This window comes from Candidatus Dojkabacteria bacterium (genome assembly GCA_030583845.1).
GTDB lineage: Bacteria > Patescibacteriota > Dojkabacteria > SC72 > JAHDCA01.
Map to the genome: position 1 here is coordinate 537,385 of CP129478.1, position 26,336 is coordinate 563,720.

23 protein-coding genes are annotated in these 26,336 nt (G+C 45.8%); 16 read left to right on the forward strand and 7 right to left on the reverse strand.

Annotated elements, in window-relative coordinates:
- Positions 1 to 189: 189 nt before the first annotated feature.
- The 4 genes from QY318_02455 (at position 190) to QY318_02470 (ending at position 7,331) form a co-directional block, all read left to right on the forward strand.
- A complete protein-coding gene (locus tag QY318_02455; protein ID WKZ30685.1) occupies positions 190 to 1,062 on the forward strand; it encodes a deoxyribonuclease IV in 873 nt (290 codons plus the stop codon).
- Between the two features lie 104 nt (positions 1,063 to 1,166).
- Positions 1,167 to 1,796, forward strand: coding sequence for an RNA polymerase sigma factor (locus QY318_02460; GenBank protein ID WKZ30686.1), 630 nt, complete (start codon positions 1,167 to 1,169; stop codon positions 1,794 to 1,796).
- 44 nt (positions 1,797 to 1,840) lie between these two features.
- The gene (locus QY318_02465; protein WKZ30687.1) at positions 1,841 to 6,343 is read left to right on the forward strand and encodes an alpha-2-macroglobulin family protein; all 4,503 of its coding nucleotides are present in this window, start codon (positions 1,841 to 1,843) and stop codon (positions 6,341 to 6,343) included.
- Complete coding sequence (locus QY318_02470; protein ID WKZ30688.1) at positions 6,303 to 7,331, forward strand: hypothetical protein; 1,029 nt, start codon at positions 6,303 to 6,305, stop codon at positions 7,329 to 7,331. Before QY318_02465 ends, QY318_02470 begins: the two co-directional genes overlap by 41 nt.
- Here the strand turns inward: QY318_02470 and QY318_02475 are convergent.
- The 3 genes from QY318_02475 to QY318_02485 form a co-directional block, all read right to left on the reverse strand.
- Positions 7,257 to 7,967, reverse strand: coding sequence for an HD domain-containing protein (locus QY318_02475; GenBank protein ID WKZ30689.1), 711 nt, complete (start codon positions 7,965 to 7,967; stop codon positions 7,257 to 7,259). The genes QY318_02470 and QY318_02475 overlap by 75 nt on opposite strands.
- Entirely contained in the window at positions 7,964 to 8,422 is a 459-nt protein-coding gene (locus tag QY318_02480) for a GreA/GreB family elongation factor (protein WKZ30690.1), read from the reverse strand. The genes QY318_02475 and QY318_02480 overlap by 4 nt, the downstream gene beginning before the upstream one ends.
- A gap of 147 nt (positions 8,423 to 8,569) precedes the next feature.
- Entirely contained in the window at positions 8,570 to 9,856 is a 1,287-nt protein-coding gene (locus QY318_02485; GenBank protein ID WKZ30691.1) for a winged helix-turn-helix domain-containing protein, read from the reverse strand.
- A 165-nt stretch (positions 9,857 to 10,021) separates the two neighbouring features.
- Between QY318_02485 and QY318_02490 the strand changes: the two genes are divergently transcribed.
- Both QY318_02490 and QY318_02495 read left to right on the forward strand, forming a co-directional pair.
- Entirely contained in the window at positions 10,022 to 11,542 is a 1,521-nt protein-coding gene (locus QY318_02490) for an AAA family ATPase (protein WKZ30692.1), read from the forward strand.
- A 46-nt stretch (positions 11,543 to 11,588) separates the two neighbouring features.
- Complete coding sequence (locus tag QY318_02495) at positions 11,589 to 12,251, forward strand: M23 family metallopeptidase (protein WKZ30693.1); 663 nt, start codon at positions 11,589 to 11,591, stop codon at positions 12,249 to 12,251.
- 39 nt (positions 12,252 to 12,290) lie between these two features.
- Here QY318_02495 and QY318_02500 read toward each other — a convergent pair whose 3' ends face one another.
- From QY318_02500 to QY318_02515, 4 genes are read right to left on the reverse strand one after another with little or no spacing between them, the layout of a single operon-like run.
- Positions 12,291 to 12,581, reverse strand: a complete 291-nt coding sequence (locus QY318_02500; protein ID WKZ30694.1) for a hypothetical protein — start codon at positions 12,579 to 12,581, stop codon at positions 12,291 to 12,293.
- Between the two features lie 17 nt (positions 12,582 to 12,598).
- A complete protein-coding gene (locus tag QY318_02505) occupies positions 12,599 to 15,088 on the reverse strand; it encodes an ATP-binding protein (GenBank protein ID WKZ30695.1) in 2,490 nt (829 codons plus the stop codon).
- Positions 15,085 to 15,711 carry a hypothetical protein gene (locus tag QY318_02510; GenBank protein WKZ30696.1) on the reverse strand — a complete coding sequence of 209 codons (627 nt, stop codon included), beginning with the start codon at positions 15,709 to 15,711 and terminating at the stop codon, positions 15,085 to 15,087. The genes QY318_02505 and QY318_02510 overlap by 4 nt, the downstream gene beginning before the upstream one ends.
- Before the next feature lie 18 nt (positions 15,712 to 15,729).
- A complete protein-coding gene (locus QY318_02515) occupies positions 15,730 to 16,737 on the reverse strand; it encodes a PrgI family protein (protein ID WKZ30697.1) in 1,008 nt (335 codons plus the stop codon).
- Positions 16,738 to 16,840: 103 nt separating this feature from the next.
- On the opposite strand from QY318_02515, the gene QY318_02520 reads away from it, so the two are divergent.
- The 10 genes from QY318_02520 (at position 16,841) to QY318_02565 (ending at position 26,185) form a co-directional block, all read left to right on the forward strand.
- Positions 16,841 to 17,704: a nucleotidyltransferase domain-containing protein gene (locus tag QY318_02520; GenBank protein ID WKZ30698.1), complete on the forward strand. Its 864-nt coding sequence runs from the start codon at positions 16,841 to 16,843 to the stop codon at positions 17,702 to 17,704.
- Positions 17,705 to 17,735: 31 nt separating this feature from the next.
- On the forward strand, positions 17,736 to 20,858 hold the full coding sequence (locus QY318_02525; GenBank protein WKZ30699.1) for a UvrD-helicase domain-containing protein: 3,123 nt from the start codon (positions 17,736 to 17,738) through the stop codon (positions 20,856 to 20,858).
- A 116-nt stretch (positions 20,859 to 20,974) separates the two neighbouring features.
- Positions 20,975 to 21,361 (forward strand): hypothetical protein, encoded by a 387-nt coding sequence (locus QY318_02530; GenBank protein WKZ30700.1) that lies wholly within the window; start codon positions 20,975 to 20,977, stop codon positions 21,359 to 21,361.
- 19 nt (positions 21,362 to 21,380) lie between these two features.
- Positions 21,381 to 21,716: a hypothetical protein gene (locus QY318_02535; protein WKZ30701.1), complete on the forward strand. Its 336-nt coding sequence runs from the start codon at positions 21,381 to 21,383 to the stop codon at positions 21,714 to 21,716.
- A gap of 92 nt (positions 21,717 to 21,808) precedes the next feature.
- A complete protein-coding gene (locus tag QY318_02540) occupies positions 21,809 to 22,174 on the forward strand; it encodes a pilin (protein ID WKZ30702.1) in 366 nt (121 codons plus the stop codon).
- 136 nt (positions 22,175 to 22,310) lie between these two features.
- Positions 22,311 to 22,589 carry a pilin gene (locus QY318_02545; protein WKZ30703.1) on the forward strand — a complete coding sequence of 93 codons (279 nt, stop codon included), beginning with the start codon at positions 22,311 to 22,313 and terminating at the stop codon, positions 22,587 to 22,589.
- Positions 22,586 to 22,906 carry a hypothetical protein gene (locus tag QY318_02550; protein WKZ30704.1) on the forward strand — a complete coding sequence of 107 codons (321 nt, stop codon included), beginning with the start codon at positions 22,586 to 22,588 and terminating at the stop codon, positions 22,904 to 22,906. Before QY318_02545 ends, QY318_02550 begins: the two co-directional genes overlap by 4 nt.
- 94 nt (positions 22,907 to 23,000) lie before the next feature.
- Positions 23,001 to 23,597: a hypothetical protein gene (locus QY318_02555; protein WKZ30705.1), complete on the forward strand. Its 597-nt coding sequence runs from the start codon at positions 23,001 to 23,003 to the stop codon at positions 23,595 to 23,597.
- 38 nt (positions 23,598 to 23,635) lie between these two features.
- A complete protein-coding gene (locus QY318_02560) occupies positions 23,636 to 24,289 on the forward strand; it encodes a hypothetical protein (GenBank protein ID WKZ30706.1) in 654 nt (217 codons plus the stop codon).
- A 15-nt stretch (positions 24,290 to 24,304) separates the two neighbouring features.
- Positions 24,305 to 26,185 carry a SpoIID/LytB domain-containing protein gene (locus QY318_02565; protein WKZ30707.1) on the forward strand — a complete coding sequence of 627 codons (1,881 nt, stop codon included), beginning with the start codon at positions 24,305 to 24,307 and terminating at the stop codon, positions 26,183 to 26,185.
- The last annotated feature ends 151 nt before the right edge of the window (positions 26,186 to 26,336 follow it).

Here is a 26,336-nt window from a genome sequence, read left to right on the forward strand (position 1 = left end):
AGATCTTAGACCATACGAAGGTGTGCCACAAGAGGCTTAAGCTGGGTCAGCCCGAAGTAGGGCGTCCCGGCTCCGGGATGCCCTACTTCGGGCTGACCATTTCCACTTTTCCAATTGACACGGCAATTCCGATGGCATAGCATAAAATTAAGGTGGAACGTTTGGGGATAAATTCATTAAATCAAGCCTGTGGAAAGATATTTAGGAGCACATGTTTCGGCGTCGGGAGGCTTGAAGAATGCTATAGCCAACGGTTTAGAGCTTGAAGTAAATTCAATCCAGACAATGTTTTCTGCTCCGATGCGCTGGTCTACTAAGGATATCGATGAGAAGCAGATCGAAGAGTTCGCCGAAGCAGCCGCAAACTCAAATATTAAGAAAATCCTATTTCACGGAGTGTACCTGATTAATCTCGCTCGTGCCGAGAAGCAGATGTTTCATCTGAGTAAGCTTTCACTTTTAACCCACCTATCCGCTTCGGCAAAATTAGCTGAGGGCATCAAAGAGAGAGGCTCGGAGTGCGAGGTGTTAGGGGTAACATTCCACCCAGGCTCGGCTAAAGATCTGACTCCAGAAGAAGGGGTTAAGCGTATTTCATATGGTCTTAACTGGATTTTAGAGCAGCTAAAAGGTGGGATGATTCTGCTTGAATCGTCGGCAGGATCTGGTCAGATTATGGGCGACACACTTGAAGAGCTAGTCGCGATGCGTGAAGGCGTTGAGGACAAGGCACGCGTCGGATATGTCTTAGATACGCAGCATATGTTTGTCTCTGGATACGACTGGCGTGATAATCTCGACGGGATAATTTCACAAATTGAATCCACAATCGGCCTCGAAAATGTAAAAGCCTTTCACCTAAACGACTCGATGAAACCTTTTGATTCTCATAAAGATCGTCACGCAAATCTTGGCGAGGGTGAGATAGGTAGTGAAGCTATTAAAAAGCTACTATCCCATTCAAAGCTCGCAGACAAGCCATTCATACTTGAAACACCCAATTTAAAAAGCATGGCAACTGCTCGAAAGGAGGTGGCCGTATTGAAGTCGCTCGCACAGTAAGCCGTTGAACCCGGCCAGGTCGAACCAAAAGTGCTCAGACCCGATCGGGTCTGAGCGACGATACCCGATCTTGTTACGAAGCCATTTCCAATGCGTATAAAGCAATGAAATCAAATGCTCAAAGTGAAAAACATAAGAAAATTATGCGCAGGAAGTCACAAAAGCTATTCGAGAAATGTTACTTTGATAACCGGAAAGCGGTATTTTTCTACATCTATCGAAAAGTAAACAAAAAGGAACTCGCTGAAGATCTCACGGCCGATGTGTTTGTGAAGTTAGCCGAGCATCCCGAAGTACTTCAAGATAGAGACGCCAACGGTGTTAAAGCTTGGCTCTTTACAGTATCAAGAAATAAAGTGATTGACCATTTCAGAAAGCTTGGCCGCAATATGCAGCAGGTTGAAATGGAGGAGGAGATTTTTGAAATTGTAACTCAGGATGAGCCTGGCTACCTTGAAAGTCTTGCTAAAGATGAAGAGGTTCAGCTCATGCTAGCTGTGGTTGAGGGACTTACCTCAGAAGAAAAAGAGATAATCACCCTGCGATTCCACGATGACCTCCAATTTGCAGAGATAGCCGAGACACTTGGTAAAAGCGAGGGCGCTGTAAAAATGACCTTATATAGAGCCTTGGAGAAAGTTAAAGCCAAGATGGAGTATAGAGATGAATCTGATGATCTGAATCTTGAGAGTCTGGTTAATGAAGATGACCAGGATCAGGATATAGATCAGTGAGTTCATTAAATAATTAATGTGGATCTTAAATAATGAAAGATTTAATGAAAAAGTTCAAAAATAGATTAAACAGGAAGCAAGAGCAGAAGCCGGTTAACCCGGCTGCAGAAAGCACTCCAAAAATCAGCACTGATAAAGCCGCACATGATGCAGATAAGGCCGACTTCTCAAAGTTCACTGAGATACAGGATCAGATTGGAGATATGTTTGCTCCTATAAGATCACTTGAAGAGAGTGTCGACATGAAGTCGCTCGATCTGCGACTGGCGCAGAAGCTTGCTGCTGATTCATCTAAGAAAGAGCTGTCGGAGTCAATCAAAGAGCAGGCAGGCAAGGATACATCAAAGCCGCGTATTTTCTCAAAGGAGGCATTCGCTTGGGCAGGTGGAAGCATTGCATCGTTACTAGCACTCACGATTGCTGTAATCTTCATCGTCCCACAGCTCATGGGTGAAAGCTCGCCATCCGATCTAGCAAACTCACAGCCTATTCCTGCGGTTCGCCTGCAGCCTGCCAACATTACATCGTCTGGCTACATTGCGACTCAAAATAGCTTCACGCTCGAGACAGAGAGCGCCATTACTAGCAACCTCAACGATGCCATAAAAGTGACCCCAGAGGTACCCTTCACCGCTACAGCAGAGGCCGATGGGGATGGGTCGAAAATTACAGTTGAGATCGAGGATGAGCTGGCACGTGGTGCTGAATATACAATCGCACTTGTTGATGGTGTCACATTCGCTGATGGCTCACAGCTGCGCAAAGATATCGAGTGGGTGTTCAGGGTAGAGCCACTATTTGCGGTCATTGGTAGTACTCCTAGAGATAAGGCCAAAGAGGTTCCTGTGGATACTACAATTGAATTTGAATTCAACCATAAGAATATTAGCGCCGAAGAATTGGCCAAGCATGTGAAAATTGCACCAGAGCTAACTGGTCGGTATGAGCAGATCGGCATGAAAGTTGTCTTTATCCCAAATGATAATCTCGCTCCAAATCACCTTTATGATGTCACAGTAAGCGGTGAATTTGCAAACGGTGACGGTGAGAAATTAGGTGAGGATTATAAGTTTAGCTTTGATACTGGATCCACCGACTCAAAGGGCAAATATATCGAGAGTGATATGGTGTCGTTCGGTTGGATAAGTAAGCCAGTAGAGAACGTAACAAATGGTGTTGATGTAAATCTGCGAACTTCGGGTGACTCTGCTTATCCTATCACTGTAAAGCTTTACTCTGTACCAGCAGAGAGTGCAGTTACACACATCACCAACTTAACTGGGGAGATTACCTCATTGCCAGATGGTATTCAGCTTATAGAGCAGAAGCAGTTAAACATCGACGACCCAAGATATGTCAAAGCTCTGCCTAATCGTGGATTCTATATTGTCTCCGCAACAAATAAAGCTGGCACAACCACTGCGTATAAGTATTATGTTAAAACCGACCTCGGTATTATCGCTACACAGTCCGATGGAAACCATGGCTACGTCTACAATATGGTTAATGAGACTCCTGCCGCAGAGGTAAGCATGGATGTTTATGATAGCGGTAAGAAAGTAGGGAGTGCGAAAACAAATGGTGAGGGCTTCTATTCGACCGACACGGATGGGAATGTAGTGATCGGTAAAGCTGGCGAGAGCTGGATTGTATTTTCCAGCAACGAGGGATGGTTAGACTACCCTGCATATGAGGGGATGCATGGAGGCTCTATTTTTAACCGCAATCATACATATCCGACATATCTGAGCACAGACAGGCCTCTATACAAGCCTGGGGATACAGTCAACTTCAGCGGGATCGTCCGAGAACAGTCGGGTGACACGCTCGCAATCCCGCAACCTCTCACTGTGAGGGTGGTTGCCGATGAAGCATACAGCTACATGTTTGATAGTGAGAATATTGGAGCAAGCACTCTACCAATCTTTGAAGGTGAATTCAAAACCACAAATGAATTCGGAGTTGTTAATGGTAGCTTCACAATCCCTTATACACAGCAGCAAGCATATGTTGGAATTAGGATGTATGTAGAAGATGAGCAGATTGCAAGCACAGTTATTGATGTCTCTGAATACAGCAAGCCTGATCAGCAGTTTGTGGTGGAGTTTGAGAAACCAAAGTATTTCGCAGGCGAGCCAATCAAGGCTGTGGTTACAGGTACCGACTATTCGGGCCAACCGCTCGCAGGCAAGACAGCAAGGCTGCGCCTCTACAAGGGCAATCCTTCGCCTACAATGATGCAATCAGATCATTATGAGCAGTACGGATATATCGCATCACAGTTAGTTGAGGAAAAAAATGTGACATTAGATCAAGCTGGTAGGTACAGTTACAGTTTCACACATTTGAGGAACAATGGTGACATGAACTTTACGGCATATCGAGTCGCACTTGTTACCGCTGATGCTGAGTATCAAGTGCTTTCACACAGCAGCGCTTTAGTCTCCGACTATGACTACGATATTGAGATGACCACAGATTCAACTTCTATCTCAGTAGATGAAGGTCAAACTAAAGATGTAACTTTGAATTTCAAGTCGAAGAAGGTGTGGTCAGGAGATCCAATCGGCAACAAGTCATTTAATATCGCTGTAACAAGGCGCTGGACCGAATGGGTAGACACCGGCGAGGAGGAATACAATGAATACACAAAGAGCCATGTGCCTGTTTATAGGACTATTCAGCACACTGAAACTGTTCCTGGCTATGACCAGAGATATACAACTGATGGAAATGGCAATGTAAGCGTAGAACTTAAAGATCTGAAGCACGGAAGCTACAGCATCGAGGTTAAATTCGAGCAGGCAGTAAAGGATTATGCGTATAACTTCTACATTTCCGAGTTGAGCAACGAAAGAAGGCAATATTACAACAATATTGAAGTTACACCGTCTGTCCTGCGAGCTAAGCCAGGAGAGAAGGTTAAAGTAGACATCTCAGTGCTCTCAGGAGGGAAGGGAGTATATATGGTTGCCTCATCCAATATAGACCAGCGAGGCAAGCTAGAATTACCAGCAAATGGTCAAAAAGAGATCGAGATCGAGATTAAAGAGAGCATGGCACCCTACCTTAGCATTTGCGCATATGTTATAGCTACACCGAGTGAAGCCGAACCGAATGGTGAGCGTGGTAAAGGCTGGTCGTATGGCTGTGGTACTCTCTCTGTAGATTCAGAAGCATATGATCTCGATGTGAAGATCGAGAGCAGCAAGGAAAGTTATAAGCCAGGTGAAGAAGCTGTGCTAAATATCACTACAACAGATAGTGCTGGCAAGCCGGTTAGCAGCTCCGTCTCGGTTGCTGTCGTTGATAAAGCTCTCCTAGATCTGAAGAACAACAGCTTCGCCTATCCTGACCTTGGGCAGCACTTTGAATCACGCAAGCGATACTTCACATTTGAATTAGGTAATCCTATGTATAACCAGGTCGATGACGGATCTGGAGCTGGTGGCGGTGGTGGTGATGGTACTTCGGCAAGAGATGATTTCCCTGATACAGCCTACTGGAATCCTACAGTTGTAACTGATGCCAATGGCCGTGCCACTGTGAAATTTACATTGCCTGACAGCTTGACCACATGGTCGGTAGCTGGGTATGGCGCGAGCAAGGATAATGACTATGGCTACGGGAGTGACTTATTTACCAGCAGAATTGACCAATTCTTAGACATTGAGGTGCCACAATTTATCCGCGATGGAGACAAGATGATAGTTAGAGTCGAAGCTGCAAATTTTGGCAGCGCAGTAAGTGGTAAGCTAAAATTTGATTGTGAGGGCTGCTCAGAAGGAGATAAGGAGATCGATGTGAATCTACCTGCAAATACACGCCAGGAGCATGAATTTACGATTGTACCCGCAGCCGGGGTTGAAGAGGCAAAATTGACCGCTGAGCTAGTACAGGGAGAGACCAAGCTTGATGCGATCAGATATACACTCCCAGTCTATACAGATGGCATTATCTCGAATGAGCTGCATTCAGAGCTGCTCAAAACTGATGAAAACAGTGCCGAAATCAAGTTCGATCTTGAGTCAGTGCGCAAAGATGCCACAAAGGTAAACTTGGTCGTATCGAAGGCGTTCTCAATTGATAGCTTCAAATATGCTGTCGATCCCGGATTGAACTCAACACCTCAATTGGCTAGTGCGATCTTGCACGATAATTTCATAGTAGAGCATTATGATGATCTGCAGCCAGACACACCGAAAGCCGAGCTTGAGAAGAAACTTGTTTACTATGCTGAACTGCTAAGCACCAATCAGGCTGAGAATGGTGGGTTCGGATGGTTTAGCTATGACGCAGTATCGTTAGAATCATCAGTATTGGCTGCTGAAGCACTCGTAGCCGTGGAAGAGCTGAAGCCATTGCCACAAACGCAGAGGGGCTTGATGGCTAAATATTTCGCGCAGCATATTGTGTCAGATCATACATCAGTGCAGGATAAGATCTTGGCGTTCAAAGGCTTGGCCGCTGTCGACGCAGATAGTGCGACTTGTTTATTCCGAAGACATGAAAGAGCTTTTCCTAAGCAGCACCGAGGCTCAGTCTGATCCGTTGGCCATCGCTCTGTTCATGCAGGCATTTAATCAGATCGGCAATACCGGAGATTCAACATGGCTTTCTGGCTACCTGCCTAACTTGGCTGAAGAATCAGACAGAGGAATGTTCTGGGAGGATATCGAGAGCAACTTCAAGGTTATGGGAAGCTCAGACTATGTGACATCAGCAGCTTATCTGGCACTAGCACCGCTCGAATCATGGGATACCAAATATAAAGTGCGAAACTGGCTGCTTGATCGAAACGTTAATAGCTACTATGGAGACAAGAACTCCGCGGCAATTATGTATGCATTGGCGGTGGCTGATTCCGAAAGTGTTGCTGACTTTGGTAAGGATAATAATCTAAAGCTATTTGTAAATGGCGAGGAAGTAGAGGATTTTGAGTTAACAGGTGATAGCCGCTATTCGAAAGTGGTTGCATCAATTGATTCGAAATATCTTGAGGAGGGCGAGAATGTGATTAAAATTGCTAGAAATGGCGAAGGTGAGCTATATCTGACCGCTAATGTGAAGAGTGTGACGGACGAGATCCCAGAATCGAAAGGCTTCACAATTAGTCGATCATTAACCGATCTGGATAGTGGTAAGCCGATTGCCGAGTCAGACTTGCAGGTTGCAGATGTAGTGAAGGTGACTGTTAAAGTGACTCCGGATGCTGATTATACAAATGTAGTGGTGCGTGACTTTGTGCCTTCAGGCACGGAGCCGTTGCGATTCAATCTAGCCGGTGTATCAATGGAGACGATGCGAAAATTCTGGCAGTACAATGGCGTCTCTGTTGATAGGAGTGGTGTTGCAGCCAAGGATTATGTAAGCTTCGGCACTGGCACAATGGAGAAGGGGAAAGAGTATAGCTATGAGTATCTGCTTGTTGTGGCAAATAAGGGGGAGCTAAGTGGTGGGTCAGCCAGCGTATTCTTGGAGATGTTTCCTGATATCGCTGGGTATGTTAGCACTGCGAAGGTAGTGATCGACTAGCTCGCTCTCTTCCGGTGTTAGTTGATACTCGAGGGCTTTTACTACATCTATAAGGTCTTCGTAAAGAAGCTGGTGGGTCGCCTTCGCGAAGTGAAGCAGCGAAAGCCGCGTCTCAATTATCCAGTAAGGGATCTTCAGAGAACGAGGATCCGAGCTGCTGACTCCAATAACGCCTTGGAGGTTGTCGATTCGGTCTGACAGTTTGATAATCTTCACTGAAAGTGAGGCATCCGCTAATTTCCAATTCTGACTAGCTTTTTGAAATGTTTTTGCTGGTTGCTTTGTGTCGCTATACTTGCTGCGAGTTAGGCACCTCACATTACTTGTGATCTCAGGTCCAAAGACATTGTGCATTGCTTCAGTGGTTACGGCGAATTCTTCTACAGCATCGTGGAGTATTGCCGAGACAACGGTATCAATATCGCGAATACCAAGCCTGGTCAGGATATAATTTGCTACCCTGCAGGCATGGTAAAAGGCGTTATCTCCTACATTCCCTCTCACTTTACCGCTTAGCTTTGTATATACGAGATTGAGCGCAAGATTAACTTTCTCGCTTTCCCTTGTGAGCTCCGCAAGAGCGGTTGGTAATAGCTCTCTGTCAAACTTAAGCTGTGTGTGCGGTGTTGGTGTCATGATATCCTATCAACCCGGAATTGTGCCTTGCCTACTGGTGTACTCACATCTACCAAGTCTCCGACTTTTCTTCCTATGACAGCCTGCCCGATAGGTGAGTCGACAGAGATCTTATTTTTGAGAGGGTTTGCCTCTACGCTTGAGACTACCTGCATCTCGTAATGGGTGTCGGGGTTAACCAGATGGACTATAGAGCCCAGTTCCACTACATCTGTGCTTCTTGTAGTTACGGTCTCGACACTCTTAGCTTTTCTGAGAATATCTTTATATTTATCTAACTCTGCCTGTGTCTCATTTTTAATTTCTAATCTGTCAAAGTATTGTTCATCGTCAGAGCCATACCACTCTACCGTTCGGTTAACTGAGGCTTTTCTTCTTTGAAGCATAACCTCAAGCTTGCTAACTTGCATCTGCAGCTCTTCGATCCCCGACTGAGTCAATAGAATTGGTTCCATTGAGAGTTAATTTGATATCTTAATAACCGAATAATATAGGTCATTCCTGATGTCAGCTTGATGAAGTTCTGTCACGGTTTTGACACATCCTGTCAAAATCTGACGTTTGTCTGAGTGGTGGCTTATTGGAGAGGGATAGGGTGTTGTCTACCTGCCAAGTTTGAAACCTCTGCCCTTAATGGTTTTAATAGTTACTCCTTGAGGTAACTTCTTTCTTAGACGAGAAATTGTCTGATCTATTGCCCAATCAGAATACTTCTCTATGGAACGTGATTTCCAAAGAATTTCGGCAACATCGTCTCTAGTGACAACTTTCCCATAGTTTTGGACAAAGAGTGATAAAAGCTCAAACTCTCTCTCTGAAAGTTCGTCACCTATAGTCTCACCGTCGAAGTAGATGTTTCCATCACGTACCTCTGGGTCGCTCTTCGTATGGTTTGACTCTCCTTGGATGTCAGCATTTTCAACCTTAACCTCTGCTGAAGCAGCTGCCGGGTGAGTCTTTGAGTAGGCCCTGAGTATCGGTATAGAGTCTGCATAACCACCATCTGCTGGCTTTATGATGAAACCTGCTTTAATCAGCTGGTCAAGTTCTGATGAGCCATCCTCCATATTTGAAGGTTCAGTCGTTGAGTAATATCTGTACAGATCAGAGCCCATTTCATCAACTAATCTCATTATCCTTGTTTTGATTGGTTCGTACTCGAGCAGGTTGTTTACCTCACACTCGCCATTCTCCAAGAGATATTGAACTGTATATTTGATAAAACTTGCATGCCCCCCGGCAATGCTATGAATATGTTTCTTCTCCTCCTTTGTCACCGGATACTTATACCTCTTTGCTGCGGATTCAATAACCTCCTCAAAGTACTGGTAATCATCTACAGAAAGCCTGAGGACTAGAGCGTTCAAAACCTCTTCAAATGATCCTACACACTCTCTCGTCAACTTTCTTAAAAGGTCGGTATTGCCTGTGAAGATATAGCCGATGCGATTGATATCTTGCTCTCGCAGACCTCTCAGACTCATATAGAATTGTGGTCCAAGATGTGCGTATCTATCAATATTCGTCACAACGATGGTCACAGATTTCTCTTTATCTAGTAGATACTCGGAGATAATCTTGCTGGCTGCTTTATTTAGTTTGTACAAGTCCTTACTCAATAGAGCTTGGCTACTGTCTTCATAAGCAACGCCTAGCACGTCTAGCATGGTGCTAATCAATAGTCCGTAAAATGACTCAACAGTAATATCGATCAGCGCTGATGCTCTAACAAGTACAATCGCATTGTTTGGGTTAGTCTCTCGGTTCTCGTCATCGAGTTGCCTGAGGAAATCGCTTTTGCCGGAGCCGTTCATGCCGACAAGGGTAATATAGTTACCGTTGGGCAGGAGTGAAACGACTTGTTGCCTCAACTCTTTTCGAGTCTTCATCAGATACCTGTCAGGTTGATGTCAGATTTCGGATTATATACCATGGTAGTAGCATCGACAAGAGCCATTTACTACTCGTTGCATAAGCCGAAGCTAGCCTGTAGCTTACCGGATGTTTGTCCTTTCGCCCCGGATAGTTTAATCTATTAAGTGAAATTTAACGCCATGAACCACCAAGACCAATTCCTAAACAACTCAAATCTGGCACCAGGGCAAAGTGTCGGGAGCATATCAGCTCAGCCTGCAGTGGTAACGCCGCCAGTAGCTCAGCCTGCAGTGGTAACGCCGCCAGTAGCGCAGCCTGCTCCAGTAACTCCACTACCCGTTGATCAGCCAGCTGTCTCAGAAGAGCTAGCTGCAGCTGTTCAAAGCTCTCCAGCCGCACCCGATCCGATTAAGATCGCCGAGGCTACAACTTCTGCAATCAGTACGACTGAAGCATTAAATGATTCAAACATAGCTGTAGATAGCAGCACGCCAATCGTTGAGCAAGCTCCACCGAAAGCAAAAGCAAGTCCATCTACCGACAGCGAGGTAATTGAAGAGATAGAAGAGCTAGAGCAGAAAGTTAATAGCTCGCAGATGCCAGAGGAGCTTCGGGAAAAAGCCTTACGATCAATCGAGAGATTGTATCGCATGGCGAAGCGAGGAAGCTACACAGGTGAATTTGAGACGGTAGAGAAATATATCTATTGGATTACAAGCATCCCGTGGGGGACATACACTGAAGATAGGCTTGATGTCGCGAACGCTAAGGGGATCATGGACAAGACACACTACGGTATGGATACAGTCAAAAATTTGGTACTCGATTATCTGGCTGTGATGCAGCTCAAGAATAGTGCGATTGCTGCGCAAGGCCAGAATTCAGCTCAGCCGACTGTCACGCCTGGTGCTGCATCAGCCTCTGTCACACCTGTAGCCCCGGAGATGGCTATCCTTCGAGGATCATCCGCAAACGCCCCTGTGATGCTATTCGTCGGATTGCAGGGTGTTGGTAAGACCTCGATTGCCAAGTCGATCGCTATGGCGATGGGGAGAGATTTCACAAGGGTCGCGCTTGGGGCCATCGGCAGTGTGCAAGCATTGCGTGGGCAGTCTAAGGCATTTCTCGATGCTGAGCCAGGACAGGTGGTGAAAGCATTGATCCGCACCAAGAGCATGAACCCGGTCATCCTACTAGACGAGATAGATAAGGCAAGCGGCCAGAGTGGATTGCTCAACGATATTATGGCAGCGTTGTTGGAGATACTTGACCCAGAGCAGAACAGCGCCTTTATCGACCATTACATTGATCACCCGATCGATCTATCGAAAGTATTTTTCATCTGTACGGCGAACAACCTGGGGACATTGTCTGCAGCACTTCTAGACCGCATGGAGGTTATCCGCTTTACCAGCTACAACGACGAAGAGAAGACAACAATCGCCAAGAATTTCTCATTCCCGAAGGTGATAGAGAATACTGGACTCCGACCAGATCAGATAGTGATCGAAGAAAATGTATGGCCACTACTTGTACGCCCTGTTGGCTTCGATGCAGGACTGCGCCAGCTTGAGAGAAATCTCGCGACTATGGTGCGCGCAGTCGCCAGGAAGATAGTTGAGGGTGCACCAGCTCCTATTGTTATAACGACTGAAAATCTAAAAGAATTTGTATTGCCTGACCAAGGGCCGTTAAGCTAGAAGTAAGTAATCGCTACCTGCCGGCACAAAATGAAAGGTATAAAAGATGGGATCAAAAGGGATCAAACGCAGATATAGAAAAGCTACGATTTTTGTAACAGCTTTAAGCCTTGTGGTATCAGCACTTCTATTCGCAGGGTCGGTGAGAAGCGGCTACCCGTCGATAAGCAGTAGAGAGAGCTTACCTTCAGAGCCTGTCGCTCAGAAACCATATATTCCGCAGCATATATATGCTGTACCCGCATCGAACGAAGTATTGTCACAGCAGGACTCGTTAAAGCTTATCTGGCCTGTGGAACGTGGCCTCGGAAAAATAACCCAATGCGTTTCGGCTGCTCACAACGGTATCGATATAGCGCATCCAGGATATCCAGATGTAATAGCTGCACATCGCGGTAAAGTGACCTTTGCCGGTTGCGAGCCGAGAAACTGCCCGCCCGACGGTGAAGAGCAGGGTGGCGAAGGGTTAGCTAGGAGTGTGATAATCGAGCACGAATCAGGCTTATCAACGGTATATGGTCACCTTAACGAAGTTTATGTAAAAACTGGATTCTTTGTCGAGGCTGGCACCTCAATCGGTCAGATGGGTCGAACAGGCAAGACGAACGGTGGTGTACACTTGCACTTTATGTTGGCGGAATGGGGGAAGAACAAAGTGTACAATCCTGCGAAATTTATGGACCCGATTGAGTGTCCGGATGGGGATTAGGCCGCTAACTTATAATATTTTAGTACTATGGGACTGCGACTACGCTCCTCTGAATGGGTTTCTGACTTTTAACGCCAAATCCTCTTGCTTCTTCTGCTGGCTTTCTGTTGTGGCGTTTATAGTTGCCCCGCCGCTATATGGAGCGCCGATCTTTCTCTCAAAAGCCATGAGTTTATCGTAGTCGGATTGTTCTTTCGTTTGAGCAATGCTTTGGGTTGTGCCACCTGCCGTGGGTGTTGTGGCTTGGTTGTTTTGCGCAGCTGGTTGTGCGACTGGCTGGTCAGCTTGAGTCGTGCCTGGCTTGCTTTTGAAAATGTTGAAGATGCCCAAAGCTCTTTATGGCAAATTTATTGGACTGGGTTGGTTGGCTCCTCGGGACTCCCAAAATCTGGAGATTCATATCCTGGCTGGGCTGGCTGACTTGGTGGTGGAGTCGGAGCTGTTGATTCAACAGGAACCGTGCCTCCAACAATGCCCTGTGAAGTGATATGTGACCTACCTTTTTGCAATGCATCTCTTTCCGCGCTTACCATGTCTGACATAGATGCGTATGTTTCGGCAATGCCATCACCATCCATATCCACCATGCCTTGAGTGTTTACATCCGATTGTGGTACAGCATGATACTTCAGCCTATCCTCAATCATCTGGTCAACCTGCTCCTTGCGGCTCTGGACTGCACGGCTGATTACATTTGTTTTGTCCCTGCGGACGCGATCTTTGATTGGATCTTGGACTGCTGGCGGGTCATACATCATCGCAAGCTCCTCGAGCGGGCGTTGTTTCTTAATGCCTTGTGCTTCTTCGGCACGCATTCTCTCGAGGTCTTTCGGATCGGAGGTAATAAGCTCATGCTCGGCTTGGCTGGATACCACCTGGATAGCCACATGGTTTGCTCCAGCGAAGAATAAGCCCTGACCCTTGTCGGCAGTTAATAGATACTGTTTCTCACCTTCTGATAAGTTGAAAGTGCCAGTGAGCCGGTCAATCGCAGCTGGGCTCTGCTTCATCAAGAATTGGATCGAAGAGTTAGTAATAATAGCGCGTCCCATATCATTCTTAAGGAAATCATCAACATCTTGAGTGATTGTCGTGAGTCCGAGGTAATATTTACGTGCTCGTTTCGCCATGCCGTACAAGAATTTGGCTGAGTCCTCATTTTGCATCATGTACCACGCCTCATCCACGATCAAGATCCGTCGCTTCATGTCACGTCGAATTCTGGTCCAGATATAGTCCAGCATCAGATACATAACCATCGGACGGAGCTCGTCGGCCATATCACGGATGCTAAATACTGTGAACGGATTATTAATTTCGACCGTGCTCCGTTCATTGAACACGCCCTTGGCTGAGCCGATGATATATCGTTCGAGGCGGCTTGCCATGCTTCGCGCTTCAGGCTCTGCCATGCCTTTCAATACCTTGTACAGGTCCTCAAGCAGAGGGTAATCGGCGTTTCGCTGGGTCGCAGGATCGAGTGTGATCCCTTTCTCGCGATAGGTCAGGATTAAGGCACGATCCAAGATTGCAATTTCAATAGGGTTCAACTGTCCCATCATTAGCCTGAAGAAGCCCTGTAATGAGAGCATCTTAATCCTCAACTCATCTTCATCTTGCCCAAGTCCTGACAGCTCAAATGGATTCATCTTGTCGCCTTTATCTTGTGAGAATGAGATATATGCACCGCCAACAGCTTGGCACAGTCTCTCGTACTCTTTCTCAGGGTCGATAATTATCAATTCTGTCCCAAACATCAGGCTTCTCACCGCTTCCAGCTTCACGAAGTAGCTCTTACCAGCACCCGACCTGGCAAATACAACTGTATTTGCATTCTCCATATCGAATCGGTCAAAGATAACCAAGCTTCGGTTATGCTGGTTGATCCCATACATGATCCCATGATCCATGGTGAGCTCCGAGGTGACAAATGGGAATGTAGTAGCCAACGATGTCGTATCCATATTTCGGGTAATAAACATCTTGTCCAAGCCGAGCGGCTGTGTGCTGATCAGTCCTTGCTCCTGCTGGAGAACCGCTGGCTTTGCAGTCACATTCATCGAGGCTAAAGTCGATGTCACATTCTTGCCGATCTTTTCGAGCTCATCCTTGTCTTTTGATTGAATGGTGACATACATCCCGAAGTGGAAGAATTTCTCGGTGCCCTCTGCGATCGAGTCTTGAAGCTGCTGAGCGTCGGTTAGGGCTACTTTGAGCGTGGGATCGACGGCTTTGCGGCCTTCCATCTGCGAGTACAACGTTGCCTCCATCTCACCGATCTTGCGCTTTAACTTTTGCAAAATCACCTTCGAATCTACTGGGTAATAGAAAGTGCTGATATAGAGCGAATGCTCGAAGTTAATTATAGGCGAGAGCCAGTTCGGCCCGACAAAACGTGGATAGCCCTGCGGGCTAACAAAATATGTCTGGAAGTACCAGTCGCCAATCTTCAGGTGGTTAAAATCTACCTCCATGTCGATTGGGGCGATAAGGTCTTCGATTGTAAGCCCTTCGATTTTTCGCCCATCTACCGCTTGCTCTTCTGCGGCTATCTGTTCCTCATCATTCTTCGGCGCGTAGTTTTTACCGATAACGGGGAGATAGGCGAGGAAGTTTTGGAGTGGGCTACGTTTCTTGATTACTGTTGGGTCATATCGCTCTTTATCTTCGAGCTCTTTGGTTTTGAGGCGATCCTCTTTGACCTGTCGCTGGAAATCATTGATCTTCTTTCCTGGGTCGAGTGTCTCATTTCGCTTATCGATCATCTGCTGAGTCTTAGACTGGTGAGTCTTAGTGAAGCGGTTTGGATCTTTTTCAAATGGTTGTGTGGTGCTCATACTTCTGGTGTGTATACTTCATAAAATAGCTGAATCAGCTCGTTATTTTCAAGCTGGTGCCCCATTAGTCCCATCCGGCCAAGCTGCTTAAGAATATGGTCGCGCTTCGGGTAGAGGTAGATTCGCCCCTGTTCAGCTACCTGTAATTTATGCTTTTCAGACAATATGCTGTTTGCGGCAGCTTTCTGCTTTTTCAGCTTAGCTCCAGCCAGTGGGTTTGCTGGATTGTAGGGGACGACCAGGTAAAATTTCTTATCCAGCACATCATTAGTGACGATTAGGTTCTGAACGAAAGAGGTGTAGACAGTGAGTTGGGTCCTTAAGCCTTCAGACATTGGGCGTGAGAGCTGCTGATTGAGGTAGTCGATATAGTTGGCAATATCGATTCGTTGGGTCTTGATCAAGATCTGAATATGGAAGTTGAGCGAATTTAGGAGACCAGCAAAGGCGTAGATCTTGCTGTCTTGCTCATACTCTGAAAGTAGGTCGAAGTTAACTGCGTTGGTCTGGATGACAAGTGATACACTGCCGCTTTTGGTGATTACTAAATCGTCAATTACATCGAGTATCTCTAGGTGATCTTGTGTCGATGGTTTGATTTTGCTTCTAACTTTCGGGTCCAAATTGGGCAGATCAATAAACTAATTTAAAGGGGTCACTAAAATTGGTGGATATATACCTTGCTCAATTACATAGTGAAGTCTTGGGAAATTATACTGGCCGTACTCTATGTCTACAAGGTACTCACCTGGCTTAAGCGGCTTTGCATTTACTAGGTTGCCGGCTCCATCTGTCTGATACACCTGCAATATGTTTTCTGAGGTATCTCTAAGCATTACCATAGCGCGGTGAAGTGGCTGCGAGCTGTCCTGGAGGTGGAGGTAGATCGTGTTTGGGTGTAGCTCCAAGCCCTCAATACTGTACTGGAATTGGGAGATGTTCTCCTTGGTAATTGTTACACGAGGTCGAGCCGGGAGCGGTGTTACCTGGTGTACCATCTGTGGCTGCTCAACTGCGGGTTGCTCGGGCTGTGCTGGTGCGGTACTCTCAGGCACTGCTGTGCCTTCCTGTTGCATCGGTTGTGGCTGTGGCATACTGCTCTGCATGCTGACCTGTGTTGAAGCAATATTTTCAATCTCCGCCAGCCTCTGCTCCTCCTCCATGTCGAGAGCCTGGGTCACCTGAGAGCTTTGCATGAATTGATTTGACCCCATCTCACTTGGATCAACTCCACCTATGATCTTACTCTTCTGGTTCTTGGAAGATGCTGGGAGTTCATTACGCGACATCTCGCCCTGTGTCATTACTAGTCCGCGCTGCTCAGCAATCCCTTCTACCTTCCGGTCAAACTGCTCATTGCGCCATACTCGCCTGGTTGGTCGAGTAATTGCTGCAATATAGTTGGTAAGGAATGTATCGGCTTTCTGCTCATTTATTGGCACCAATCCGAGGAATAGCCCTATTGCTGAAGAGATCAAGAAGATTGGGACAGCAATGAAGTATGTGAGCTCTCCACGAGTGGCAAAGTAGAGAAAAATCCCACCAAAGCCTATCCCTGCGGCCATATAGATAAATTCACGAACTGTAAATTTCGTAAAAAGCTTAAACTCTACGTCCAATATATTTTGTGGTATCGGATGCTGCTTCATAATTTGATCGCCGAGCCACCCTTTTCACTACTGTTTTTATCTTATTCTGGAAACAGCAGTATAATTGATTGCTAAGGCAGTAAAAGTTTAACAGATATTGGGCATGAAATTAAGCGATAAAAGCAATAAAAGTATGGATGCAGATCGCGTCGAGGCAGTAATCAAAATGATTGCTTTTCGAAAGCAGATGGAGAAGAGGCTCGACAGCTCAATTGCAAAACGCTATTGGGGTAACGATATCGTTGAGTTGCTTGAGAATCTTGGTGGTAAGGAGCTAGTCAATAAGTGGATAGCGGATAGCGACGCGATCTTTGAGTCGCGTCGCGCGGAGCAGCTGAGGTATGCAGAAAGAATTATTAAAGAGAAGTGGTATTTGCGATACGGAGTACTGTTTGTAGGAGTATCGGGATCGCTTGCAGCAGGCACTTATAAAGAAGAGGATGATATCGATCTGTTTGTGGTTACCAAGGATTACACTGCCTGGATCTATCGTGGGCTCGTGAAGCTATTTGGAAAAGGGATCGTTCGCTATTTTAATGAAGATGAAAATTCAGGCAAATTATGCATTAACTTCGTATGCGAGGAGAGAGGGACTACTTTTGATGAAGATATATTTACATTGCACGAGCTGCTACACCTACAGCCGGTATATAATAAGGAGTACCATCTGAAGCTACTTAGTAGTAATCCTTGGGTGGCTACTAAGTTTCAGGTGTCGATGCCCGCAAGTCTGGAGAGTGCCCGCACCAGATCATCAAACTTTATTAAAATTGCAAACAGTGCCGCACGAAAACTTCAGATCTTATACATGCGACGCACCAGTCATGCTCCAGATACCACACGCATAAATGAGAGTTATCGCAGGGGCAGGATCGAGTTTTATCCCTCCCAATTTCATGAAATGGTAATGAAGCAGTACGAGCAGGCATATAGCGAAATAAAGGGAGAATTTAAGAAGCATACTTGAGCTTTTAAGCTAAAATAATGTATAAGTGTCCATGCAGTTCAATCTGAACGAACGACAACAAGAAGCAGTACAGCATAAAGCAGGACCACTGCTTATAATCGCTGGCGCTGGTACAGGAAAGACCGCAGTCATCACTAGGCGTATTACTCATATTATTAATGAGGGCTGGGCTAAGCCATCTGAAATATTGGCCCTAACATTCACCGAGAAAGCTGCAGGAGAGATGCTCGAAAGGGTTGATCAAGAAATGCCAATCGGCCACGAAGAGATAGCCATCTCGACATTTCACTCTTTCTGCGATCGGATCTTGAGGCAGGAGGGGATATATATCGGTCTCGATACAAATTATAAGCTGATGAGCCAGGCTCAATCATATATCCTGTTTAAGAAAAATCTGTTCACCATGTCGCTCGATAAATTCAGGCCGCTGGGCAACCCCACCTCACACATCGACGATATCCTGAAGCACTTCTCGCGATTGCAAGATGAAGATGTCTTCCCAGAGGAGTATATAAAGTTTGCCGAAAAGTTGCCCTCAACAACTGAAGAGGAGGAAGAGCTAAAGGCGGAGGCAGTTGAGCTAGCCAAAGTGTATAAAGAATACTCAGATATCAAGGTACGTGAGTCGATGCTCGACTTCGGAGATCTGATACTGCTCACCCTGAGACTCTTCCGTGAGAAGCCGAATGTCCTAAAGAAATACCACGACCTCTACAAATATATCCTTGTAGACGAGTATCAGGATACCAACTATACCCAAAATGTGCTCGTGAACACGATCGCATTTGGCGGCGACCAGAAGAATAAAACCGTAAAACAGAAACAGCCGAATGTCACTGTTGTAGGAGACGATGACCAGGCTATCTACAAGTTCCGAGGTGCTGCTATCTCAAACATCTTGCAATTCAATAAGACATATAAAGGTGTGAAGAAAGTGGTACTAGTCGAAAACTACCGATCTCGACAGGAGATACTCAACGCCGCCTACGACCTGATTCAGAAAAATAACCCCGACCGTTTGGAGATATCTGAGTCGATAGATAAACGACTTGCGGCTCGAGCCGAATTTGAGGTACCAGAGGTCGATCCTGTGCAGCTAATTGTGGCAGACAGTGGTGCAGTTGAGGCCGACAGCGTAGCGAAAGAGATCCTGAATCTAACAGGCAACAAGGAGCTGCTTAAAAATGACAACTCGATCGTAAGCAGGAAGTTTGACTCGAAAGGGCAGAGCATGTTTGTGGATGTGGAGAAAGAGAATGGGGCAGAATTTAGATTCTCAGATATTGCACTGCTTGTTCGGGCAAATAATAACTCGGATGAATTTATCCAGGCATTCAAATATTACGGAATTCCGTTCAAGTTCTCTGGTCCAAAAGGGCTCTACTCACGGCCAGAGATCTCGAAGCTGATCTCTTTCTTGAGGCTGGTTGTTGATTACAAAGATGATAGAAACATGTTCAACATCTTGAAGATGCAATCATTGGATCTGGATTCGCGCGATGTGGTGGAGCTTATGCGCCTTGCCAAAGAGCAGCGCCTATCTATATTTGAGGAGATAGAGGCTATAACCGGTACTCGAATCGGCGATGTGGAGAGTGAAGAGATCGAGATCGCGGAAAATCGACGCAATCTGATTGAGAAGACCTTTAGCACTGATGCTATCGACTCAATGAAGGCTTTGGTCACACTTTTTGACAGCGCTTTTAAAGCAGTCAAAGAGGGACGAAGCATTGGCGAGATATTGTACGATTTTGTGAAGAGTAGCGGCTACCTGGACTCAATGACGGAGGTCGAATCGTATGAGAATCAGTTCAAAATTCAGAATATGACAAAATTTTTCGACCTGATCAAAAGTTATGAGCGCGACAATAATGACGCTTCTATCTACGACTATGTCGATTATCTGAACTATAGCATTGAGATAGGTGAGAGCCCTCGGGTGGATGAGGATATGCTTGAGGATTTTGACGCTGTGAAGATTATGACTGTCCACGGATCAAAGGGCTTGGAATTTCCTGTAGTATTTCTGACAAACCTGGTGTCAGACCGATTCCCGACGCGGCGACGAAGCGACACAATTCCTATCGCAGAAGAGCTGGTTAAAGAGCAGTTTAGTGACGAGGATGAGCGGATAGCACACCTGAAGGAAGAGCGCAGGCTCTTCTATGTTGGCGCTACTCGTGCCAAAGAGCGCCTCTACCTGACCGCGGCGAAAGTATACGGCGATGCGAAAACCAAGCGGAAGCCAAGTCTATTCCTCGACGAGCTACTTGGCAGGAAGGTCTCGCTCGATTTTGCCGAAGATGGAGCAAATGTTCGCAAGGAGCCTGAATTTAAAGTTCAGATCTCAACCTACGATGACTCGCTCGATGTGAAGGGACTCAACATCAGTGCGCCCTTAAACCTGAGCTACTCGCAGATAAAGACTTATGATGATTGTGGGAAAAAATATAAGTATCAGTATATTATCCGGCTTCCATCCAAACCGAGCTCGACGCTTTCATTTGGAAATACAGTGCATGCGGTGCTTAAGTCTTTCTATGAACAGCAGAGGGCTGCTCTGTCCGGGCTTGAGGGCTTTGTCCAAACCCCGACAGTGGATGATCTGATCGATAGCTATCATGATAAATGGATATCCACAGGGTATGATAGCCGAGAGCATGAGAAAATCCGCAAGGAGTATGGGGAAAGAAAATTGCGCGAGTTTTATGAAAACTTCTACTCGGTCAAGGAAAATCCGATTGAGCTGGAGAAGTCTTTTCACTACAAGATCGGGGGGGTTGGGATGACAGGAAAGATCGATAGGATTGACCTGGTAGGGAAAGAAGATGGTCGCGAGGTTGTAGATCTGTTGGATTACAAAACTGGCAAGAAGAAGGAGCTGAGGGATGTGAAAAACGATTTGCAGCTGGCATTGTACACGATTGTGTGTGAGGAGGTGTTTAATATGAAGGTACGGAAGGCGGGGTTACTCTTTGTCGAGCACTGTGAGAGAGTAGATATTGAGGTCGATGAAAAAATGCGACAGAAGTGCAAAGAGAAGATCCATGAAGTAGTTGAGCTGATAAGAAAAGAGGATTTTGCCGCGAAACCGAGCAAATTTACCTGTGGATTTTGTGATTTCCGTGATATCTGCTCGGATGCGGTAATCTAGTCGTGGGATTATTCGGAAATTGTCGATCACTTGTTATGACGGCGTTTTGTAGCGCTTTTCTATCCGATAATGTATAATTCCCCCGCATAAGTAAATGTGCTAGACTGGTTTTAATTGTGAATAATATTGGATCAATAACAAAAATTGCAGCTCGAATAGGTGCAATTCTTACTGCGATTTACACAACTGCATTTCTCTTCGCAGGCCGTATTTACGCCGACGCGCTCAGTGACAGGATTGATGATGTAACAGATTCAAGGAATGAAGACGATTTAGTAAGCTCCATATTGCGGCTTGCAGTGCCTCTTGCGATTACTGCACTTGTGGCACTGTTTGTATTTGCCGGATATCAGATGCTCACAAGTCAAGGAAACCCCGATAAGCTCAATGAGGCTCGTGAGACTATTACCAATGCAGTACTTGGCTTTCTACTTATTGCACTTTCAGTCGCAATTCTAGTGCTGATTCAGAATGTCTTGCAAATTCCGGGTGTAAACCCTTAAATTTAGCGCTTTCAAAAAGATGTTGAACGGAAAGATCAAAAAGTTCTCGAAGAAGATAGAGGCGACAGGGTTAGGGGCTTGTTGGTACGGAATATGTACACCGATTGGTGATAATATCTCTACCTACGCTGGTTTCATTGATACGGTGCAGGCACTCTTGAACGGGCTTATCGGCATCTCAGGTTTGGTTGCTGTAGCAGTCATGATATTTGGTGGTATTACAATTATTACCTCAGGAGGCGATTCGGACAAATTTGATAAGGGGCAGAAAACTGTGACCTATGCGGTGATCGGACTTGTAATCGTGTTCATCTCGGTGCTTATTGTCAACTTCGTGTTTGACGTGGTACTCTAGAGAACGAGCGGGTTCATTGACCTTAAGAAGGCAATAAGATATAATAGCCCATAACTCGAAAGTATATATTAATTATTTTAGGTATAACAAAAGTGAACACACGAAAACTGGCAACTGTTGCAGTAGCATCAGCTTCAATGATTAGCTCCACAGCTACTAATCTTTATGCACAAGCTCCTTGCTTCGGGTCAGCATGTATTGATGGCTTAAACCCAACAAACCAGAGCGACCTTTTGGCATTTATCCAGACAGCTCTCAACACCGTTATCGGTCTTGCAGCACTTATCGCAGTTGGATTCTTGGTATATAGCGGTATTCAGTATATCCTTGCAGCAGGTGATGAGAACAAGGTTGATAAAGCAACCAAGGGTATTATGTATGCAATCGTAGGTTTGGTTATCTGCTTCATCTCAGTATTGATCGTCAACTTCGTATTGACAGCATTCCTAGGTCAGTAAAGCGGATAGAACTGTGATTCTGAATATAGACAGCGCCCTTGGACATAGTTCGGGGCGCTGTTTTATTGTAGAGGTGCTTTATGTGTAATTACGTTTGAGAAACTGCCGACTATAAAATATATGGTAAAATCTTGTTATGGATGCAACAGATCTAATTGAACCTATAAACCCAACAGATTTCGCGACATTGTCGGAGTTTGTGGTCTCAACAATGAACCTAATCATATCGATCGCAGCATTGGTAGCTGTTATTGCGCTTGTTTGGGCCGGTTTCCAATACATCATCTCAAGAGGTGAGGGTGAAAAGGCCGAGAAAGCACAGAAATCAATAATTTATATCCTTATCGGTCTGGTACTTTGCTTTATATCGCCATTGGTGATTAACTTCATATTGGTACAGGTATTAGGCCAATGAGAAAGATAGCTCAATCACTCACAATCGCAGCTTCGCTAACATTCCTAGGTAGCCGTGCTGTGTTTGCAGCGCCTCCGAAGTTTGAGGATCTTTCTATAGTGATTGGCAATGCTTTGACTGCAGCGCTTAGCTTTTCTGCTTTGCTGGCAGTAGGGATGATTATCTTCGCTGGATACACATACATGACCTCACAGGGTGATCCTCAAAAGATACAGCAGGCGCAGGGTACAATCACCTGGACTGTTGTTGCGCTTATCTTCCTCGCAATTTCGGGTGTGGCCATCATCGCACTGATGGACTTCTTCTCTATTCAGTAGGCTTCAAGTTCAGGATAAGGATTGATCTGAATTGGATAACCGCGAGCTCTCTTTTGTGCTAAAATTTGCTGAATTAAGTTGGCATTTTAAATCAATGGAGAACGAACAGAAAAAAGATAAAAGTTTGCAGCAACTTCGTATGTTAACGTTTATGGCGGTTGGTTCATGCATTTTCTTCTTCTATGTGGCATATATGGGCTTCACAGGCTCGCTTAGCATCCCAGGTATGGAGCAGGATAAAGGGGCATCGGTCCAGGGTGTTAATGATAGTGCAAACGATGTAGTAAAGCTCTCGCAAGGCACTCCAGCATCGATTCAGATCAATAATGCAGAAGCAGAAAGTGGTACCTCCACTGTAGAAGTGAAACTAAGCTCGCCAGTAAATCTGGCTGGTGCAGAGCTTTACTTTGAAATAGAGGGTAATCTGCAGGTGGCCGCAGTTACATGCTCAGCTCTTGTAACCTGCATCAGTAGTGAAGCCAAAAATGGTCGTGTAGAGATAATCGCGCTTGTATCTCCAGATAATGCAGAGCTTTTCCCCGCTGGTGTCTATGAGCTGGCAACAATAGCTTATGTTCCAGGAACTTATGGCGAATTGAAACTTGACCCACAGTCTACACTGCTCGAGATAGGCTCAGACCAATCGATACTGTCGGATAGCAATCCACACCTTGCGGTTGGGAGCTATTAAGGTCATAATGGCTTGATAACTATAAGTGCCGAATTTATATGACGCTGCTGCTCAAAGGATTAAGAAGACAAGGTAAGATTATCCGCACCTTTACGATTTTATTTGTAGCAACTTTGCTCTTTTCATTTGCCGCGACTCCTGCAGAGGCTGCGACCATATCCATATCGCCAGCTTCTGGTACATATGCAGGATCTTTCTCGTTCAATGTCGTAATTGATGTTGCGAGTGGAGAGCAGATGGCGGCAGTAGACTTAAATATTGCCTATACCGGTCCGGTTGAGTTTGTAACCGCGGCTAATGGGGTTCAAAACTGTACCCCATCCGTCAATGCGGGTAGTGGTACGGTAAATGTGCTCTGTGCATCTCTTGATTACTTTCAAGATGGCGCAATTGTCAGGCTTACTTTCGTGGCTAACGGTAGTGGTACAGCTAATTTCACTGTTAGCGTGGCCGACAGTGATGGGACAATCTCGAGTGCCACCGGCGCTTCCTATACTGTGAGCGGGAGTGGTGGTCAGGGAGGTGGTGGCGAATTGCCTGAAACAGCGTTAATAGATGTGAAAACAGCTGGAGTAGGGACATTTCTACTAAGTGTAGGAATGGCGTCGCTGCTTCTTGGGCATGTAATAAATCGTGCACCCAAATCTGACGAGCTATATGAAGATAAGTGTTTGGCAGATAAGGTCAAATAATCTAGATTTATCCAAATGCTTCTAAAAAAGAATATTAAAAATGCACTTTTTGTATTAATGATTCTCTGTACTACAGGGTTGGCTCTCTTTTGGGTAGATTCAACACTTAGAACGCCAGTCAGATCGCAATCCGCCGAAGATCTCGAAGAAGAGCTAGAGCTTACACAGGAGCAGCTTGCCGAGCAGAATCGAATTTTGGAACAAGCCAGAAGTCAGATATCCAGAATTACCTCGAGTTCCCGATCGGTTAGCCAGAAAATCGCTGACTTGGAGGCAGTCATTGCTGATCTAGAGGCAGATATAAAGGACACGCAAGCGCAGATTACAACAAAAGAGGAGTCAATCAAGACTAAGCAAGGAGAGCTAGAAATCAAGGTCGACTCTGCGAAAGAGATAACTGGTCAGCTATATCGAGGCTCGCGTTCTAGCCTTCTTGAGCTAATCATGGCTCAAACCAAAAGCAACGACCTTCTACGCGCACTAGCCTACAGGAAGTATGTGTTCAGAGCCCACGCCGACCAGATGGCCAGTCTAAACAAAGAGATCGAATCTCTAGAAGCCGAGAAAGCAGCGTTGGATCAGGAGAAGGCTAACCTCGAGAGCCAAAATATAGCACTCGATGAGTCAAGGCAGGCCTTAAACGCTGAGCGGTCGAACTTGCAGGCTCAGCTAAATGCCCAGCGTAGCGCCTCGAATCAAGCCCAGTCACAGATCAACACCCTGAATGGTCAGATTACTCAGCTACAACAGCAGATCTTGATCGCAAGATCGGGTGCATTTATACCTCCTATTGATTCAACCCCTATCGGTGCTGATTACCCTGGTACTGCAGCTGGATTTCGAGAGCTAGCACCATCGGGCTCATATGCTGTGTTCTCATTTGGTGCTTATACCCACCGTAATGGTATGAGTCAATGGGGTGCAAAAGCACGCGATGATGCAGGGCAGAACTTTAACCAGATTCTGAGCGCATATTATCCTGGTACGACGATCCGGACTGGGACCGTCAATATCAATGGGACAATCGAGAATCTTACAGCCAATATCACTGTAACAGGGCATGGAACTATGCCTTTTGAGGCCCAGTATCTACTTGGGATTAGGGAGATAACCGGAGCATGGAACAATTCTAGCGATATTAATGTGTTGAAAGCACAGGCGATAGCGGCGAGAACCTATGCAATCCGCCGTACTACAAACGGCCGTACCGCAATCTGCGCGACAGAAAGCTGTCAGGTGTATAGTCCTAACCAGTTTGGGGGTACATGGACACAGGCGGTTCAAGAGACTGCAGGCATGATATTAACCGATGGGAATGGCGTGCCAGTTTCTACACAGTATGCAGCTGTACATGGTGGATATGGTACTGGTGTTGGCTGGGACACGACAGACGGAAGTGGCAGCGGTGATTGGATGTCTAGAGCTTATGATAGGATCAGTGGAGTATCATGGTTTTATAAAGCATGGTATAGGCAGGGCTACTCCAGCTCTGGCGAGTCGTGTGGAAGATACTCATGGCTAAATCAGGAAGAGATGGCAGATATCCTCAATGCATGGCTAGTTATGAACAACCAAGGTGTGGTTGGCAACCCGGATCTAAACAGAATCATTCCGGTGACGATCTCGACATGCCCGATCGGTGTTGGTGGCAACCCGTACTCTATGGCCGAGCTTCGTTCGTACCTAAGTGCGCCAGTAACTTCGATAAGTGGCCTGCCAGGGATAATATTTACAGGCAGCGGAAACACTTCTAGCGTTGTGTTTAGCACGAACCGGGGTACAGTCGTAATACCTGGCTCTGAATTTAAAACTATCTTTAATACTCGCGCACCTGGTCATCTCAGATTGCCATATCAGGGTAATTACTACCACTTCAACGTTGAGAGGAAGCTGTAGTTCGTAAGTTGTCGTGATGTGGCGACCTTTTCATTCCTGATAGAGTGATATCTTGTCCGATTACCTTTGTAGAAAATATTTCTATGGGCTTCGCAATGACGCCGCGAAGTGATATAATTAGCCATATAGCTTTCCAAATTAACAACATATC

Excerpts from the sequence above, each read along its gene's own strand:
- QY318_02460 (WKZ30686.1), top strand. The coding sequence starts at position 1,167 with ATGAAATCAAATGCTCAAAGTGAAAAACATAAGAAAATTATGCGCAGG.
- QY318_02465 (WKZ30687.1), top strand. The coding sequence starts at position 1,841 with ATGAAAAAGTTCAAAAATAGATTAAACAGGAAGCAAGAGCAGAAGCCG.
- QY318_02470 (WKZ30688.1), top strand. The coding sequence starts at position 6,303 with ATGAAAGAGCTTTTCCTAAGCAGCACCGAGGCTCAGTCTGATCCGTTG.
- QY318_02475 (WKZ30689.1), bottom strand. The coding sequence starts at position 7,967 with ATGACACCAACACCGCACACACAGCTTAAGTTTGACAGAGAGCTATTA.
- QY318_02480 (WKZ30690.1), bottom strand. The coding sequence starts at position 8,422 with ATGGAACCAATTCTATTGACTCAGTCGGGGATCGAAGAGCTGCAGATG.
- QY318_02485 (WKZ30691.1), bottom strand. The coding sequence starts at position 9,856 with ATGAAGACTCGAAAAGAGTTGAGGCAACAAGTCGTTTCACTCCTGCCC.
- QY318_02490 (WKZ30692.1), top strand. The coding sequence starts at position 10,022 with ATGAACCACCAAGACCAATTCCTAAACAACTCAAATCTGGCACCAGGG.
- QY318_02495 (WKZ30693.1), top strand. The coding sequence starts at position 11,589 with ATGGGATCAAAAGGGATCAAACGCAGATATAGAAAAGCTACGATTTTT.
- QY318_02505 (WKZ30695.1), bottom strand. The coding sequence starts at position 15,088 with ATGAGCACCACACAACCATTTGAAAAAGATCCAAACCGCTTCACTAAG.
- QY318_02515 (WKZ30697.1), bottom strand. The coding sequence starts at position 16,737 with ATGAAGCAGCATCCGATACCACAAAATATATTGGACGTAGAGTTTAAG.
- QY318_02520 (WKZ30698.1), top strand. The coding sequence starts at position 16,841 with ATGAAATTAAGCGATAAAAGCAATAAAAGTATGGATGCAGATCGCGTC.
- QY318_02525 (WKZ30699.1), top strand. The coding sequence starts at position 17,736 with ATGCAGTTCAATCTGAACGAACGACAACAAGAAGCAGTACAGCATAAA.
- QY318_02535 (WKZ30701.1), top strand. The coding sequence starts at position 21,381 with ATGTTGAACGGAAAGATCAAAAAGTTCTCGAAGAAGATAGAGGCGACA.
- QY318_02545 (WKZ30703.1), top strand. The coding sequence starts at position 22,311 with ATGGATGCAACAGATCTAATTGAACCTATAAACCCAACAGATTTCGCG.
- QY318_02550 (WKZ30704.1), top strand. The coding sequence starts at position 22,586 with ATGAGAAAGATAGCTCAATCACTCACAATCGCAGCTTCGCTAACATTC.
- QY318_02555 (WKZ30705.1), top strand. The coding sequence starts at position 23,001 with ATGGAGAACGAACAGAAAAAAGATAAAAGTTTGCAGCAACTTCGTATG.
- QY318_02560 (WKZ30706.1), top strand. The coding sequence starts at position 23,636 with ATGACGCTGCTGCTCAAAGGATTAAGAAGACAAGGTAAGATTATCCGC.
- QY318_02565 (WKZ30707.1), top strand. The coding sequence starts at position 24,305 with ATGCTTCTAAAAAAGAATATTAAAAATGCACTTTTTGTATTAATGATT.